The 17522-nt window shown below is 48.7% G+C and carries 11 protein-coding genes; 5 read left to right on the plus strand and 6 right to left on the minus strand.

Annotated features, from left to right (window positions below; translation table 11 throughout):
• Both PMG25_RS06050 and PMG25_RS06055 read right to left on the minus strand, forming a co-directional pair.
• Nucleotides 1-3190: NACHT and WD repeat domain-containing protein (locus PMG25_RS06050; protein ID WP_283766005.1), on the minus strand; the 3190-nt coding region annotated here is incomplete at its 3' end.
• Nucleotides 3191-3291: 101 nt separating this feature from the next.
• The gene (locus PMG25_RS06055) at nucleotides 3292-3501 is read right to left on the minus strand and encodes a hypothetical protein (protein WP_283766006.1); all 210 of its coding nucleotides are present in this window, start codon (nucleotides 3499-3501) and stop codon (nucleotides 3292-3294) included.
• Nucleotides 3502-3742: 241 nt separating this feature from the next.
• Here PMG25_RS06055 and trpB point away from each other — a divergent pair, with 241 nt between their 5' ends.
• The 3 genes from trpB to PMG25_RS06070 all read left to right on the plus strand — a co-directional run bounded on the left by trpB (nucleotide 3743) and on the right by PMG25_RS06070 (nucleotide 8126).
• Complete coding sequence (gene trpB, locus PMG25_RS06060; protein WP_283766007.1) at nucleotides 3743-4975, plus strand: tryptophan synthase subunit beta; 1233 nt, start codon at nucleotides 3743-3745, stop codon at nucleotides 4973-4975.
• 207 nt (nucleotides 4976-5182) lie between these two features.
• The gene (locus PMG25_RS06065; RefSeq protein WP_283766008.1) at nucleotides 5183-6616 is read left to right on the plus strand and encodes a M50 family metallopeptidase; all 1434 of its coding nucleotides are present in this window, start codon (nucleotides 5183-5185) and stop codon (nucleotides 6614-6616) included.
• Nucleotides 6617-6671: 55 nt separating this feature from the next.
• Nucleotides 6672-8126 carry a coiled-coil domain-containing protein gene (locus tag PMG25_RS06070; protein ID WP_283766009.1) on the plus strand — a complete coding sequence of 485 codons (1455 nt, stop codon included), beginning with the start codon at nucleotides 6672-6674 and terminating at the stop codon, nucleotides 8124-8126.
• 801 nt (nucleotides 8127-8927) lie between these two features.
• On the opposite strand, the gene PMG25_RS06075 is transcribed toward PMG25_RS06070, so the two are convergent.
• Nucleotides 8928-10874 carry a heavy metal translocating P-type ATPase gene (locus tag PMG25_RS06075; RefSeq protein ID WP_283766010.1) on the minus strand — a complete coding sequence of 649 codons (1947 nt, stop codon included), beginning with the start codon at nucleotides 10872-10874 and terminating at the stop codon, nucleotides 8928-8930.
• Nucleotides 10875-11030: 156 nt separating this feature from the next.
• Here PMG25_RS06075 and PMG25_RS06080 point away from each other — a divergent pair, with 156 nt between their 5' ends.
• Entirely contained in the window at nucleotides 11031-11606 is a 576-nt protein-coding gene (locus PMG25_RS06080) for a Uma2 family endonuclease (RefSeq protein WP_283766011.1), read from the plus strand.
• A 36-nt stretch (nucleotides 11607-11642) separates the two neighbouring features.
• Here PMG25_RS06080 and PMG25_RS06085 read toward each other — a convergent pair whose 3' ends face one another.
• The 3 genes from PMG25_RS06085 to gyrB all read right to left on the minus strand — a co-directional run bounded on the left by PMG25_RS06085 (nucleotide 11643) and on the right by gyrB (nucleotide 16304).
• The gene (locus PMG25_RS06085) at nucleotides 11643-12128 is read right to left on the minus strand and encodes a DUF29 domain-containing protein (protein ID WP_283766012.1); all 486 of its coding nucleotides are present in this window, start codon (nucleotides 12126-12128) and stop codon (nucleotides 11643-11645) included.
• A gap of 272 nt (nucleotides 12129-12400) precedes the next feature.
• Nucleotides 12401-13927: a phosphomannomutase/phosphoglucomutase gene (locus PMG25_RS06090; protein ID WP_283766013.1), complete on the minus strand. Its 1527-nt coding sequence runs from the start codon at nucleotides 13925-13927 to the stop codon at nucleotides 12401-12403.
• A 454-nt stretch (nucleotides 13928-14381) separates the two neighbouring features.
• On the minus strand, nucleotides 14382-16304 hold the full coding sequence (gene gyrB, locus PMG25_RS06095; protein WP_283766014.1) for a DNA topoisomerase (ATP-hydrolyzing) subunit B: 1923 nt from the start codon (nucleotides 16302-16304) through the stop codon (nucleotides 14382-14384).
• A 140-nt stretch (nucleotides 16305-16444) separates the two neighbouring features.
• Here gyrB and miaA point away from each other — a divergent pair, with 140 nt between their 5' ends.
• Nucleotides 16445-17347: a tRNA (adenosine(37)-N6)-dimethylallyltransferase MiaA gene (gene miaA, locus PMG25_RS06100; RefSeq protein ID WP_283766015.1), complete on the plus strand. Its 903-nt coding sequence runs from the start codon at nucleotides 16445-16447 to the stop codon at nucleotides 17345-17347.
• The last annotated feature ends 175 nt before the right edge of the window (nucleotides 17348-17522 follow it).

A 17522-nucleotide genomic window follows, 5' to 3' on the forward strand; every position in this document is an offset into this window, starting at 1 on the left:
CTGTGGTGATGTCCCACACCCGTAGGGTATTGTCCCAACTCCCAGAAATGACCTTGGAGCCATCGGGGGTGATGGCGATAGAGGTGACATCATTCTGATGACCCTCCAGGACGGCTAAGGACTCTCCTGTGGTGATGTCCCACACCCGTAGGGTATTGTCGTTACTTCCCACCAAAGTACTCCCACTGCCAGAAATGACCTTGGAGCCATCGGGGGTGATGGCAATGGAGTTGACCGTACTCTGATGACCCTCCAGGACGGCTAAGGACTCTCCTGTGGCTATGTCCCACACCCGCAGGGTATTGTCCTCACTGCCAGAAATGACCTTGGAGCCATCGGGGGTGATGGCGATGGAGGTGACATCATTCTGATGACCCTCCAGGACGGCTAAGGACTCTCCTGTGGTGATGTCCCACACCCGTAGGGTATTGTCGTTACTGCCAGAAATGACCTTGGAGCCATCGGGGGTGATGGCGATAGAGGTGACATCATTCTGATGACCCTCCAGGATGGCTAAGGACTCTCCTGTGGTGATGTCCCACACCCGTAGGGTATTGTCGTTACTTCCCACCAAAGTACTCCCACTGCCAGAAATCACCTTGGAGCCATCGGGGGTGATGGCGAGAGACCTGACCGAAGCCTGATGACCCTGGAACAGTTGACGTTCGCGACTAACTTGCACGGTTTCCGCTAAACTCGATTGCACCAAGGGCAAAACTTGCCCCAGTTTCTGCTCACTTCTGGCAGTGGTTGCAATAGCACGAGTCAGGGCTGGTACAGGTCTAACTTCCACCAGCCTCTGTGCGAACAAGGCATCAGCTCGCACTTCTGCCTCCACCCTCCGTCGCTCTGCCTGCCATCCAAACAAACCTGCGGCGGCTGCCAAAACTGTCATCACTCCTCCCACAGCCACTGCCCCTTGTAGCACCCGTCGGCGCTGCTTTTCTCGCTCCTGGATACTCTTCTCTCGCTTCTCGATACTCTCACGAATAAACTCTTGTTGCTCCTTACTCAGTTCTCCTCTGCGCTCTTGCAACCAATACTCCGCCTGAATCAACCGCTTCCCTTGCAGCCAGTCCCCCAATTTCCGCTCCACTTCTAACTGCTCTTGCCAACGGCGAAACTCCCAGTCCTCCTTAATCCACTCTTGAAACCGTTCCCATTCTCGAATTAACGCCTCATGGATTAACTCAACCGTTTTTGTCCCCTCATTGCGATTCGTCACCACCAGGCGATAGTCTCCCTTCGCCAACTCCTGAGCCAGAGACCACTGTTGCTCCCCCAACTCAGAGCTAGTCACAATTTTCCGAGTATGGCGATTTTCCACTCCCGGATACACCAGTTGAATAAACAGTTGCCGCATCGTGTCCTGTTCCTCTGGCTTCAGAGCCTGAAACTTCGCCTCCGCATGTTGGGCAATCGCCCCCTTTACGCCGCCAATCTGCTCATAGGCTTCATGGGTGAGCCATCCCCGCTCATGGGCATCCCACAGTTGCTTGAGGGCAAACTCCACCAACGGCAAACAACCCGCTTGCTCCACCAACGTTGCCTCCTTCTCCGTCAGTGCATCCTCTAATATCCGTTCAGTCAACCCGTCCTGGATTTGCACCAACCCCTGAGCCGGTCGTTCAATTATCGCCCGCAACTGCTCCACCCCCATTGGCTTCACCTTCACATCCCCATCCAACACCTCCGCTAACCGAGGCTCAGACAGGGCATTTTCCATAAAGTCTGCCCGCATCGTAAACAGCAGCGTTACCCGGCGCTTCCCCTGGTTGAGCGCTGCCACCCCTTCCAGCACCCGTTCCAGAAACACACTGCGCTTTTCTGTGGTAAAGACCTCTTCAAACTGGTCAATCACCAACACTATCCGCTTCTGCGGGTGACGCTCCAACACAGAACCGAGCCACTTCTCAACCGTTAAGGGGTCATCTTGCAACCGTTGAGCCACAATCGGCGCGTTTAAGTTCTCCTCTTGCAGTTCCGTCTCTGGAGCAGTCAACCGCAACAACGCCCGCGCCAGTTCATACAACGGATCATTTTTCGGCCGCAACGACTCCATCAACCAACCGGACTGTTTCTCTAACTCAGGCAGCAACCCCGCAAACACCACGGAAGACTTACCACTCCCCGACGGCCCAATTACCGGTACAATCTCTCGACCCTCAACAGCCTGCACCAACTCCTGAATCAAGGCATCTCGACCAAAGAATAAATGTTGGTCATCTTTCCCAAACGCCGATAAACCCAGATAGGGACAAGGCAAGGACAGGGGCGGCGCTTGACCCCCCACCCACCGCAAATCAGGCAACGGTTGCCCCTGTTCCTCCTCGCTCCCCCGTTGATGCAGCAACTCCAGCACAACCACCAACATGGCCTTAATCTCTTGCAATTCCTGATGAATGCCGGACTCCACGCGCTCCAAAGCCTGACAAATATCCTCACGGGTAGCCAGTTTCTGAAAGGCTTCCTTAAACTCCTTCTCGATATTGTCCAGTTGGGCTAAGGTCTTGCCATGCAAATCCAGCAACATGCCCGCAAACGCTTCTCCCCCATTGGCTGCATCGTCTTTGAGGACTTCCCGCAGATTTTTATTAAAGTTGAGCTGCAACTCCTGGGCTAAAGCGTTGATGACATTGGCATAGTCTGCCAACTCCCCCAACAGCGCCCCCTGCTGGCAACCCTGCTCAAACAGCCAAGTCGCCAAGTCGCGCCACTCCTCCGCCCGCAAGACTTGATACTGGCTAAACTCCTCCGGACTCTGGGCAAAAATATTAACGAGTTTCTCTTCCCGCACGGACTCAAACAGGGTCAGGTTTTGGGCTTGTTCTTCCCACTGGAGCCAATAGGCCTCGGTCTGAGTCGCCAAGTGTTCCAATTGACCTTGAATTTTTGGATACTGAGGACTGATTTTCCCCAAAGCCAAGGTTATCGCCAGGGCCGCCGCCTTCGCTAAATCCTGATTACGCAAAACCTCCCGGTTATCGCGTAACTTATCGACCAACGCCCCTAAGTTATTCGCCACCATCCCCGCCGTGAAGTTGGAGATTCCAGTCAGCGCTCCCACAGCGATCGCCCCACCAATGGGGTTTGCCAACGCCAAAGCACCCGCGCCAATAGAGCCTAACCCCAACAGCGCCGTCCCACCCAAGAGTGACTTATTTAACCGGAGAATGTGTTTAATGTCCATAGCTGCTGCTGCCCTGTGGCTACCAGAAACCCGGTTTCTCCAAGAAACCGGGTTTCTAAACCTCGCCAAGGTTTTTCCGATACTGTTGTTCTGATTATAGGCTAACTGAAAGAGAGCTTGCGCTCTGAAGTCATACAATCTTGCAAATAAAGATCGATTAGCTCCTGACAAGAGATTCCTTGCTCTTGAGCCATAGCTTCAAAATATTCAATGACCTCAATTCTCAAAGAAAGGGTCACTTGTTTTTTTAACTGCTTGGCAAAAGGATTAGGTCTTCTTTTTAGTTTTGAAAGATCGTATTCTATTTTCATTGATTAATAATTGTTCGTTCATTTTCTTCCTTAACGATCCCACTCTTCTCTGAGCGTATGTAGCGATCGCCCCTCATCCCCCTACCCCCTTCTCCCGCGGGAGAAGGGGGAAAAAGTCCCTCTCCCACGGGAGAGGGATATAGGGAGAGGGCATCCCCCCCATCCCCCCATCCCATATTGATGGGACGCTCACAGGTGCTTAAAATGGGATCGTGTCCCATTCGTATCATCTAGAACCACTGTGACTACCACTCCAATCAATCCTCCTCAAACCATCGCCTCCGTACCCGATCGCCTCGGCCGGTTTGGTCAGTTTGGCGGCAAATATGTCCCCGAAACCCTCATGCCTGCCCTAGCTGAACTAGAGCAAGCCTACGATCATTATCGCCATGACCCCGAATTCCAAGCCGAACTGCAAGGCCTGCTCCGGGATTATGTTGGTCGTCCCAGTCCCCTCTACTTCGCCGAACGCCTCACCGCACACTACCGTAAACCCGATGGCACAGGCCCCCAAATCTATCTCAAACGAGAAGACCTCAACCATACGGGCGCTCATAAAATTAATAATGCCCTGGCTCAGGTTCTCCTCGCCAAGCGCATGGGCAAACAGCGCATTATTGCCGAAACCGGAGCCGGACAACATGGCGTTGCCACTGCCACCGTTTGCGCCCGGTTTGGTCTAAGTTGCGTGATTTATATGGGCGTTCAAGACATGGAGCGCCAAAAACTGAATGTGTTTCGGATGCGACTATTGGGGGCTGAAGTCTGTCCCGTGGAAGCGGGAACCGGAACCCTGAAAGATGCTACATCGGAAGCCATTCGCGACTGGGTGACGAATGTGGAAACCACCCACTATATCTTAGGTTCCGTTGCCGGCCCCCATCCTTACCCGATGATGGTGCGCGACTTTCACACCATCATTGGTGAAGAAACCCGCTCCCAAGCTTGGGAAAAATGGGGCGGACTCCCGGATATTCTCCTCGCTTGTGTGGGGGGTGGCTCGAATGCCATGGGACTCTTCTATGAGTTTGTCAAAGAGAGTTCGGTGCGCCTCATTGGTGTGGAAGCTGCCGGAGAAGGGGTGAAGACTGATAAGCACGCCGCCACTCTTACCCAAGGCCAGGTGGGTGTTTTACATGGAGCCATGAGCTATCTGTTGCAAGATGATGAGGGTCAGGTGATTGAAGCTCATTCGATTAGTGCGGGCTTAGATTATCCGGGAGTGGGGCCGGAACATAGCTATTTGAAGCAGACGGAACGGGCTGAATATTACAGTGTGACGGATGAAGAGGCAGTGGCGGCCTTTGAGCGGCTATCGAAATTAGAGGGGATTATTCCTGCTCTAGAAACATCTCATGCGATCGCCTATTTAGAAACCCTCTGTCCCCAACTCGAAGGCAGTCCCCGCATCATTATCAACTGTTCCGGGCGCGGTGACAAAGACGTGCAAACCGTAGCTCAATACTTGGGTTAAGTCCCATCTCGCCATCTCCCCATTCCCTCACTTCCCCACTCCCCCCAATGTAAAGAAATATTACAGTTTTTGGGATTTTGCATAAAAACCGCCTCAAAAAACTGAGAACCCTATAGGAGGGAGTGAACAACTCAGTCCTGCCGCTATCCTCTCGAAGGAGAACTCAGTTCTCCTTCTTTCCTCTATCCATCGCGTCTACCCAAGAAGATGAACTCCGAATCATCCCCCCCGCTTTCAGAAGCCCATACCCTGATTTGTCCCAATTTGGGCGAATATTGGAAACTCGGTAAAGTCAAGGACTCCGAGCAAGTTATCCTCAAAGCTCCCGGACAACAGTTCCTATTTTCACCCGCAGAAGGCTATGCTCTGCGCTACTTTACCGGGCAATTTAGTCTAGAGAGTATCCAAAAAGCTTGCCAAGATGAGTTTGAAGATACCCTTGACCCCAACTTTGCCGGGCAACTGCTGGAAAAATTAATGACGTTGGGGATTTTGACATTTGATGAAGTCGAAGCCCCAGAACCGCCTGAATCTCCGCCTCCTGGGGGTTCCCAACTCAAACCCTGTCTAGAGTGGATTGAACACCGAGACTATTGGGTACTGCGAAACCCAGAAAACGTCACATTTTTGCAAGTGTGCGAGCCAGATAAAATTATTATCGAACAGATTGGCCGGCGATCGCCCCAAGCCATTATCCAAGAATTTTGCATTCCCCCCCACCATCTCAAAGGCTTGCTGCAAATGCTGGCAGCCACCGGCATGTTAGTGGGAACGGAACCCGCCAAGCCCCGTAGAGGCAAATTTACGCCCCTACAACTGCTCTTTTTCCGAATTCCCCTTTTTAACCCCGATCGCTTCCTCAACGCCCATATCGACAAAATACGCTGGGTCTTTTCCCAACCCGCCTTTGTTCTCCTCCTCGGCTTTCTCAGCTTTTCGGCTGCCCTCGGCATCTACAACCGAGATCTAATTGTGTATCAAGGGCAACAACTTCTCCAAACCTATGGCGGTTCACTGATGTTACCCTTTGTTCTCTGTAGCGCCTTTGTCGTCACCCTGCACGAATTCGGTCACGCCTTCACCCTCAAACATTATCGAGGAATCGTACCCGAAATCGGTCTATTATTCATGATGCTCATCCCCGCAGCCTACACCAACACCAGCGATAGTTACTGTTTACCGCGCTGGAAACGGTTATTTGTAGTCGGAGCTGGCATCTTAGTACAATTCATTTTAGCGGCGATCGGCTTTTGGCTCTGGCACTTTTCCACCGACGGCATCTGGCTACATCAGACCAGTTTTCTGCTCATGGCTGCCGCCCTATTTACCCTCGCCCTCAACCTCAACCCCGTGGCCAAATTTGACGGCTATTATCTCGCCGTTGCTGCCACCGGCATTAACAACTTAAGAGGTCGCGCCTTCGGACTCTACATTAACTTTTTCACCGGCAAACCCATTCGCGAACCTAAAAAAGATCTGTGGATTTTAGCCCTGTACGCCCCCTTTAGCTTACTCTACATTTGGTTTGTCTTTGGCTTTCTTTTTTGGAGAATCTTCACCTGGAGTTTTGCCAATATGCCCATCACTGCCTTACTCTTATTGGCCATTTGGGCAGTTTACTATTTTTGTCCGAGAGACTAATTAGTTCATCAACTCTTGCCTCAAACTTCCTGTTATTTTATTCTTTGTATCTACCATGACTAGCACCCCTGAGAAAAAACCCGCTTCCTTAAAAGCCGTTCCCCCCAATCAAATTAAATCCTCTGCCCAATCTGCACCCAAATCGCCAGAAATGCCCGCCCAAGAATCCATGCCCGTCCCCGAAAAACCTGGCATCAACTGGGGCAGAATTCTCTTTCTATCGGTTGTTCTGGGTGGTGGTTTTTGGCTCTCCCAACTGGAAGTTCCTATCTCAGTGCGAGGAGAAGGGAAATTCACCCCTTTAGACGAGAATACCCACTCTGTTTATTTGGAAGAACCTGGAAGAATCATTAATTTCCTGGTTCAACACGCAGATGAAGTCAAACCTGGGACAATTTTAGCAGAAGTACAAAATGAAGATTTGAAAGACGAGATTGTAGAAGAACAATTTCAACTGCAAGAGGAACAAGCTAAACTGACCTCTGCTCGCGAACGAATTTTTATTTTAATGGCCCAAAAAAGTGAAGCAGAGCAACGGGTTAGAACTATAGAGCGTCAAGTTCAAGAAGCCGAGGATGATGTCAATCGATTATTGAGCAGCTCCCCCCCTCCAGAAATTCAGAGCATCACCCATGAAATTGCCGCGATGGATCGACAGATTGCGGGATTAGAGAAAGCCATTTATCATCGCGATCAACGCATGGAAGGACTTCAAAAACAGATTGATGATGCAGAAGATGCGATCGCAGTCCGGGCTTTATCGAGAAATTATCAAACGGATCTTGAAGAAAGAATCCAAATGTTGCAAGAAGAGTCGGCAATGAATGACGCGAGAATTTCAGAATTGATCGCACATCAGTTGTCTAAACAGGCAGAAATTGCGTCAATTGGTCAAAATTTGGAGCGCCAATTGGAGAATATTCAAGATGAGTTGCGAATGGAAGAAGATCGTTTAGCGACAGTCATTCAGGAATTGGAGTCTGCGGAGCAAGAAAAATTAGCTCAAGAGGATATTGTCCGGATGCATCAACAAGCGATCGCTTCGCTGCAAGAACAACAGGATAAAAATAAAACCCTTGAAGCGGAGCATGAAGGCGTTGTTTTTGCCGAAAATTTGTCAGAAAATAAGGGTAAATGGTTAGAGCGTCACGATCAGATTATGACAATTGTCAAAATCGATCAACTGGAGGCGAGAATTTTCGTCGATCAAGCGGAGCTTGATTTACTTCAACCCCTGATCAAGGCAGGATCGGCAGAAGTAAAGTTAAAACGGATGCAACCGGGTTATAAACCCCAAACGGTAGAACTGAGCAATATGAAACCAGTGGCGCAACCCGATCCTTCTCAAACCACTAAACAAGCGGTTTTAACGGCAACAGTCACGAATTTAGAGCAGCAAGAGCTGATCAATAGTGAATTTTATGCAGATATTCCCGTGGGAACCCTGCCCTTGTATGAACGGGTACGCCGCGAGGCGATAAAAGTGTTAAAATTGCGGCAATATTTCTAAGTATTTTAGGAGTTAGCTGAAATTGTTGCTTTCCGTCTTTCCGTGCGCCCTTCGACTATGCGCCCTGAGCGGAGTCGAAGGACGCATAGGGCGAGTATATTGGTGTAAATCTCCCGGCGATCGCTTTGACTTTCCCCTAGGAGTTTTGTTATTGTGAAGCTAACAGCATACAGCGCTTCGCGCTGTCATGAAGTACATGATCAGCCCGCCATCGCTGGAACTGCTGGATTGATGTTGTACCTCATAGCAGAGGAAAGTGCTGTATCCCTCTTCTATCACTTTCGGAAAAAAGGGCGTGAAACCCTGATTCCTTCGTGAGCGATAAAACTCCGTTTTCGGCTGTCGCCGACATGAAACGCTTCGCGATAAAACTCCGTTTTCGGCTGTCGCCGACATGAAACGCTTCGCGATCGCGGGCTGTAACAACGGAAATTCTAACGAATTTCCAAGAGTGAGAGAGATATCCCTCTTATGTCACTCTCCGAGTTCAATGAATAGCAAATCTGCCAATTATCCGGAAGGATAAAAGGATTGAAATTTATTAACACCGTTAATCAATTTATTAAATCCTCGTAATAAACAAGAACTCGGAACCACATCTAACCACGGAACAATTGACCAGAACAGAAGTACTAGGGTTTCATGAGCCAGAAAGTCGGAAGTTTACGGAGTTTGCGATCGCCTAAACCCTGATACTGCCTGGGATAGGGATAGTGGGGTAGGGGGTTTGGGGGCGATCGCCTGGCTCAAAGAACAGGGCGTTGAGGAGAATTTGGTGGATTTTTAAGAGGTCTTGGGCGCTTAGTCCCTGAGTATGCGTCCTGCATTCAGGATGGCTAATAAGGCAACCCCGACATCGGCAAAGACGGCTTCCCAGAGGGTGGCGACCCCGATCGCCCCTAGAGCAATGAAGAGGCCTTTCACCCCCAGGGCAAAGATGATGTTCTGCCAAACAATGCGAAGGGTTCTATGGGCAATCTGAATCGCTTCTGCCACCTTTGAGGGGGCATCCGTCATAATCACTATGTCGGCGGTTTCAATGGCTGCATCGGAACCGAGTCCCCCCATGGCTATGCCTACATCGGCTCTGGCAATGACGGGGGCATCATTAATCCCATCGCCAACGAAGGCTACTTTGCTTTGGGTTCCGTTGGCTTGATGTAAAAATTCTTCTAGAGCGTTTACTTTGTCTTCCGGTAGAAGTTCAGCGCGATAGCGATCGAGTCCTAATTCCTGGGCAATGCGATCGGCGACAGATTGACTGTCCCCGGTGAGCATGGCGGTTTGAATTCCTTGTGCATGTAAGCTTTGAATGGCTTCGGCTGCATCCTCTTTTAGCTCATCGGCAATCAGAATGCGTCCGGTGTATTGACCATCAACGGCCAGATGGGCGACGGTTTCCGTGACTCCACAGACCGTATTGGGGATATTTTCTTGGTGAAGGAGGCGATCGCTTCCTGCCAGTACAATTTGATTCCCCACTTGGGCGCGAATACCATATCCTGAAATTTCTTGATAGTCTTGCACCCTAGAATCATCAATCGTTTGGCCATAGGCCGCTCGGATCGATTGGGCAATGGGATGATGGGAATGGGACTCAACCGTTGCAGCTAATTCTAAGAGTTGGGCCGTCGTCAGTCCATTCTCAGAAATCACATCCGTCACCTTAAACGTTCCTTGGGTAAGCGTCCCCGTTTTGTCAAAGACCACGGTTTTCACTTGGGTGAGCGCGTCTAAAAAGGTGGAACCTTTGACCAAAATGCCCCGCTTGGCTGCACCCCCCACACCGCCAAAGTAGCCCAAGGGAATACTAATCACTAAACCGCAGGGACAGGAAATTACTAACAAGACCAAGGCTCGATACGTCCATTCTGCCTGGGTTGCACCAGCGAGTAATAGGGGGGGGAGCAGGGCAACGGCTAATGAGAGAAAAACGACGACGGGGGTATAGTAGCGAGCAAAACGGGTGATAAATTTTTCCGTTTCGGCTTTCTTACTACTGGCATTTTCCACCAGATCGAGAATCTTGGCAATGGAGGATTCTGCAAAGGGTCTCCTCACCTGTAGGGTGAGGAGACCAGATTGGTTAATCATGCCCGCGAGTATGGTTTCCCCGGCTCTGACGCTGCGGGGTCTTGATTCTCCGGTTAATGCAGAGGTGTCTACTTGGGAGTTGCCTTCTAGAATTGCTCCATCTAGGGGAACTTTTTCCCCTGGATTGACGATAATGATTTCTCCCACGTTAACGGTTTCTGGTGATACAGTTTTGACTGTGCCCTTGCGCTTCACATGGGCTGTATCGGGGCGAACTGTGAGCAGGGACTTGATGGAGCGACGAGAACGACCCACAGAGTAGCCTTGAAAGAGTTCTCCAATTTGGTAGAACAACATGACACCGACGGCTTCAGGCAGTTCGTGAATGGCGATCGCTCCCACTGTGGCAATGGTCATCAGAAAATTTTCATCAAACACCTGACCTCTGAGCAAGTTCCGTCCCGCAGCCTTGAGTACAGTGGAACCACTTAACCAGTAAGCGGGAAGAAAGAGGGCATATTCACCTAAACTGTAAGGGGTGTTATGGAGTGGTTTCTGAAACATCAACCCCAACGTCAAGAGAACGATTACGGTAATAATGGGCAGGAGTTTCTTGTTTAGGTCAAATTCTACGGCTTGTTGATCGCCGGAACTATTTCCGGAATCATTATTGCAACTACAGCAGCCCCCGGTTTCTGATTTTGGATTACTCATCTGGATTTTCTTAATCGTTTGACATATGAACAGTCTTTCATGTGTTATATCAAAAAAGAATGATTTTGTCCAACTTTAGAATAGGTCTCCTGAAGTTAAAATGATAATAATAATCAATGTTATATAATTAAATAGCCTAATCTCGGAGGCATGATTATGATTACAGCAATAGAAAAACGTCAAGCTTTGAGCTTAGAAGAGTTTTTGGCACTGCCAGAAACCAAACCTGCTCGTGAATATTTCAATGGAGAAATAACCCAAAAACCTATGCCTCAAGGAAAACATAGTCGCCTGCAAAGTCGTTTAGCACGGGAAATTGACCTATTCACAGAAGAGAAAAAAGTTGCTCTAGCCCTCACTGAATTGCGCTGTACTTTTGCTGGGCACTCTATTGTCCCGGATATTGCAGTGATTCGCTGGGATAATTTGCCCAAGGATGAAGAGGGGGAAATCGCAAATCGTTTTGAGCGTCATCCAGATTGGATTATTGAAATTTTGTCACCGGATCAACCCATGACCTTAGTGATGGAAAAAATTCTATTTTGTCTGGAAAATGGCACAGAATTAGGTTGGCTTATTGACCCTAAAACCCAGTCGATTACAGTATTTCAGTCAGGTTTGCCCAAAATTTATCGGGTGAATAATGGCGACGGGGAACCCTTACCGATGCTGACCGGTTTAGAGAAATGGACATTATCAGTAAACGATATTTTTGGCTGGTTGAAACTGTAGAAGTGAACAATTTTCGTCCCTACCACTTGATACTCTTTAATCAAGAGTTAGGGATTGAATGTTATCATCGCCACCTGGCCAAAACCCATCATTTAGCACTTCCTCGATTTCATAGGGACAACTTACAGGAAAACGACTCAACGACAATTGCGTCTCATCACTAGCTTCCTGTCGTGCCCGTGAATAAGCCGTTTCCAACACTTCCGGGAGATAATTTTTCAAACTGGGCGAATCTTCTAAGGCGTACAGAATGCGGGTGCGATGCTGGGTAATGCTTCCCGACCAACTACCGGTGCGAAATTCGGGCTGAAACTCCCACTTTAAAAGATGCATGAGGACAACGGTCAGATTGCTCTTGATGCTACGGCGTTCGCTTTTTCCCATATCCTCAATTTCTTCAAGCAAATTCTGCCAGTCTACCTGGTTGTAGTCGCGATCGCGTAACTGTTGTAAAGTGGTTTCAATCCACAGCAGGTAATCAATCTCGTAAAGTGTCGTTACTTTTTCTGGTGATAAGGTCATCACTCATGGCCCTTCAATTTCTTCAACCGCTTACACCTAGTCTAGCGGATTATTGAACAAAGATCTTGTAGGAGCGAAAAATTTTTCGCCCCTACAGATGCATGTCCCGACAAGTCAACTTTAGTGCTATCTTTATATCAAATCCGCTTAAACACTTGTCATTGTGACCGAAGGGAAGCAATCGCCAAGATTACCGGGATAGGCGAGATTGTTTCATTCCGCTTGCGCGACCTTCGCAATGACATACTGTAACTGATTATTCGGATTTGATATTACTTAATTGTTGAAAGATCCAGCGCATCAAAAGATTGCAAAAAAGTGAGTAATTTACGAGCAATTTTAGGGACTCCCCCGCTCACATTCGATTCGATATTCAAGGGAATAACTGGATCGTGAAGAGACAGACGCAGCAGAAACCAGCCCTGTTCTTCGGGATCGGTGCAGGAAACTCGTACACCTTCATAATTATGGGGAACTACGCTCCAGCTAGGTTGACTATTAGCAAAGGTAGAGAGGGCTTCAATGACTTGATTTCCATAGGGTTTAAAGTCATCGAGGGTGAGTTTAATACGGAATTCCTGGCTTTCGACGGGTTCTTTCAGGTTAGCAATTAAATCGGTGAGCGATCGCCCTTCTAATTTCCCTTTCGCCAATTCGATCGCCAGTTTACTCACTAAGTAAGCTCCGTCATCGAGAAAGTAATTTTCTTTCATCGCCGCATGACCGGAGGTTTCAATCGCCAACCAAGACTCCTGACCTTCTCCATTCAACCGTTGCGCTTCATTAATCACATTTTTATACCCGCGCTTAAATCGATGATGGACTCCTTTCAAGTCTTCAGTAATAAACCTCGTTAAACCATCCGAAGTAATGGAATCCGTCACCACCGTCGAGCCAGGATGTTCCCGCAGCACAATGGCAGAAATCAAAGCAATCAGGCGGTTGCGGTTCAGTTCTTTACCCGTTTCGTCTACGGCTCCGCCGCGATCGACATCTGTATCAAAAATAATGCCAAAATCCGCATTATTCTCAATGACAGCTTGACAGATAGCATCCATCGCTTTCCCATTTTCCGGATTCGGCACATGGTTGGGAAAGTTGCCATCCGGGTCAAGAAATTGACTACCTGTCGTGTCTGCCCCCAAGGGTTTTAGCACTTGACTGACGTAAAAACCCCCTGCCCCATTCCCCGCATCAACGACAATTTTGAGACCTTTCAGGGGCTGTTCAAAGTCCGTAGGATGGTTCACCCCTTCCCGGATTTTCTGTGCCAGTTGCCCCGCATAGACACTCATAAAGTCTTTGGGAGTAATGGTTCCGGGGGTGGGTGCTGGAGTAAAGTCAGCTTCCGAGCAGAGGGCCAGAATCTCACTGATATTTTGTTTTTCTAAGCCCCCTTTCGCCGTAAAAAACTTACAGCCATTACGATTAGACGGCAGATGACTCGCAGTCAGCATCATAGCTCCATCGCACTCAAAGCCAGGGGTTACCGTACTCATGAACATCGCAGGAGTCGAAGCGAGTCCAAAATCATACACCTTAGTACCAAGTGCAATAATGCCTTCCATCATCGCACTCATCAGATCTGGCCCAGAAATCCGGCTATCGCGTCCTAGAGCGAGGGTTAATTCTGCCACCGGTTTTTCTAAAGTTTGACTGAGCCAGGTGCAAAAACTTTGACCAATTTTACAACACACTTCCGGCGTTAAATTAACCGGTTCATCGGGGATAGAGGGAAGTGCCACCCCGCGAATATCCGAACCATTTTGTAATTTTTTCCAATTGATATCGTTAATCATAGCCAGTCAGCATAGGTAAAGCTAATTCGTACATTACCCTAAGTTGCACCCTATTTCCCCCAAGCTTAAGATAATTTACCAATCTCGCCTCAATTGACAAAAAAATCAATTCGATTACTCTAAAATTAGGTCATAATAAAAGAAAGCAAGAAAAGGGTGGGAAAGCTGAAGATAGAAATTAAGGAATCAAGTATAAGAAAAACTCAAAGAAGAACTAAAAAATCCGCAAGGATTTACAAGCTATAAAAAAGTACCGTTATGGTTAAAAGCCCTCTCTCTAGTAAACATTAAGGTTTTTAATAATATCTAGAACAGCTAAAAGCTCCACCAAGTCTGTTGTTTTCTCTCCCTATTCCCCCATCACAGCGCAAAGCGCTGTATCAACCAGTGGATTTGATCAAAAATCTCTATCCCCATACCCTTCAACTCCGCTCAGGGTAAGGGGAATCGGCTGTTAAATATCCAAATCAGCCAGGTTTAATTTCGGCCCGTAGGTTTCAATGAACTCGCGACGGGGAGCAACCCGATCGCCCATTAATACCGTGAAAATACGGTCGGCTTCGGCTGCATCTTCAATTTCTACCCGTTTCATCATCCGGGTTTCCGGGTTCATGGTGGTATCCCACAACTGCTGAGGCATCATTTCGCCCAACCCTTTGAACCGTTGGATGTTGTAGTTGGCATTGTCGGGGAATTGGCGAATTTGTTCTTGTAATTCGCGATCGCTATAACAATAGTAGTGCCGTTTACCGCGCTCTAACTTATACAAGGGAGGACAAGCAATATAAATATAGCCTTGATCGACCAAATCCCGTTGATAGCGATAGAAGAAGGTTAACAACAGGGTGCGAATATGGGCCCCGTCTACGTCAGCATCGGTCATAATCACCACCCGATGGTAGCGCAACTGCTCCGCATTAAACTCTTCTCCCTTAATGCCCAAACCCAAGGCAGTAATCAAGGATTGGATTTCATTATTCTTGTAGATCTTGGCATCATCGGTTTTCTCGATATTCAAGATTTTACCGCGCAAAGGCAAAATCGCTTGAAAGCGGCGATCGCGTCCCTGTTTCGCCGAACCGCCCGCACTATCTCCCTCAACCAAGAAAATCTCCGATTCTGCCGGATCTCTGGTACTACAATCTGCCAATTTACCCGGCAATGTGGAGCTTTCCAACACCGACTTCCGGCGCACCAACTCCCTTGCCCGACGAGCCGCTTCTGCCGCATTAAACGCCTGAATTGCCTTTTCTAGAATCGCATCCCCCACGGCGGGACGAAACTCCAGAAACTCATTCAAATATTCGCCCACCAGAGAATCCACAATTCCCCGCACTTCCGTATTTCCCAGTTTCGTTTTCGTCTGTCCTTCAAATTCTGGATCGGGAACTTTCACCGAAACCACACCGGTTAAGCCTTCGCGGATATTCTCCCCCGCCAGATTAGCATTATTTTCCTTCAGTTTATTCCGTTTGCGGGCGATCGCATTCATCGTCCGCGTCAGCACCGTCTTCAACCCCTCCAAATGGGTTCCCCCATCAATGGTGCGAATATTATTAGCAAAACCCAACAAATTATCAGAATAGGCATCCGTACACCACTGAAGCGCCACTTCCACCTGCACATCATTCTTTTCCGCATTCATGTAAATGATTTCTTCGTGCAGAGGCGTTTTTTCCCGATTAATATAGGCGACATATTCCTGAATGCCCCCATCATACTTGTAGCTCTCAATTTTTTCTGGGGTTACGCGATGATCGGAAAACGTAATTTTCACCCCAGCATTCAGATAGGCCAACTCTCGCAACCGACGGGCTAAGGTCTCATATTCAAACTCAATTCCCGTGGTAAAAATCTGCTCATCCGGGCGAAAATTCACCGACGTTCCCGTAAGCCCTTCGTTCTGCTTCGTCTTGATCAACTCGGTTACCGGAACCCCCCGTTCATAGCGTTGGGTGTGGCGTTCTTTTTCCCGATAAACCGTCACTTCCACCCATTCCGAAAGGGCATTCACCACGGAAACCCCCACCCCGTGCAACCCTCCAGACACCTTATAGCCGCCGCCACCAAACTTACCGCCCGCGTGCAACACGGTCATTACGGTTTCCAAAGCGGACTTTCCTGTGCGAGGATGGATATCGGTGGGAATGCCGCGCCCATCATCGGCAACGGAGACGGAACCATCGGCATTGAGGTCAACTTCAATGTGGGTGCAATACCCGGCTAAAGCCTCATCGATGGAGTTGTCCACCACCTCGTAGACTAGATGATGAAGTCCTCTAGGGCCGGTGGAACCAATATACATTCCGGGTCGTTTCCGAACGGGTTCCAATCCTTCAAGAACTTGAATCTGTTCGGCGCTGTAACTGCTGGTCATGTTAAGCTATCTCCTGGTGTGCGGGCGATAAACGACCCGATAAGCTAGTAAACGACAAAAGACTCCAAAATTCTAGCACAAAAGGGTTAGAGACGGTACTAAGGCAATTTTATAAGAATTTTCTGAGGGGGATGCACCCAATGAAACGAGGGTTGATTGTCATTTGCGGGCCGACGGCTACGGGAAAATCGGGTTTGGCGATCGCCTTGGCAAAGCACTTGCAGACGGTCATTCTGGGGGCTGACTCGCGGCAAATTTACCGGGAGTTTGACATTGGTACAGCCAAACCCTCCCCGGATGAACTGGGGCAGGTTCCCCATTATCTAATTAATATCTGCAATCCACAAGAGCTATTTACGGTTGCTGAGTATCAAGAGCAAACCCAGAGCCTGATTGAGCAGTTTCAAAACCAGGGAAAAATTCCCCTGTTGGTGGGGGGAACGGGCTTATATATTCGCTCGATTATCGCCGGAATGAAGATACCAAGGGTTGCACCTCAGCCAGAATTGCGATCGCAACTTCAAGCACTCTCCCAACCCCAATGTTACGCCATGCTGCAACAAGTCGATCCCCAAGCCACCCAAAAAATCCATGCCAACGATCAGGTGCGTACCCTACGCGCCCTAGAAGTCTACTATGTCACTGGTATTCCCATCTCCGAGCAACAAGGAGAAAACCCACCGAGCTATCCCATTGTGCAAATCGGCTTAGACTGTTTTGAATCCGAACATCTGCAAGACAGAATTGCCCAACGCACCGCCAAAATGATCGAGAATGGCTTAGTCGAAGAAGTGAAAACCCTCTGTGAAAAATATGGCGCAGACTTACCCTTACTCGACACATTAGGCTATCGGGAAATCAAACAATATTTAGCTGGAGAAATTGACTTAGCCACGGCTGAAGAATTAACCATTCTCCATACCCGACAATTCGCCAAACGCCAGCGCACCTGGTTCCGCGCCAACGAGCAGATTCAATGGTTCGATTCCGAAGATCCAGAGTTAGTAGAAAAGGCGATAAAGAGGATCAATTTGTTGCAGTAGGGTGTTCCTGGTAAATTCCTGCACGGCTCACAGCATGATCTGATAGTAGGGGAACATCAGGTTTGACACAAGCAGTAAAAGTATTGGTAAGCTGTTTAACCTTCGCATCAAACTCTTCAATACTGGGCATAGTTTGCTTCTGCTTTACAAGGCGATCTCGTTCTTCTATGGCTAG

Origin of the sequence: Roseofilum capinflatum BLCC-M114, assembly GCF_030068505.1 — a bacterium.
Taxonomy (GTDB): Bacteria; Cyanobacteriota; Cyanobacteriia; order Cyanobacteriales; family Desertifilaceae; genus Roseofilum; species Roseofilum capinflatum.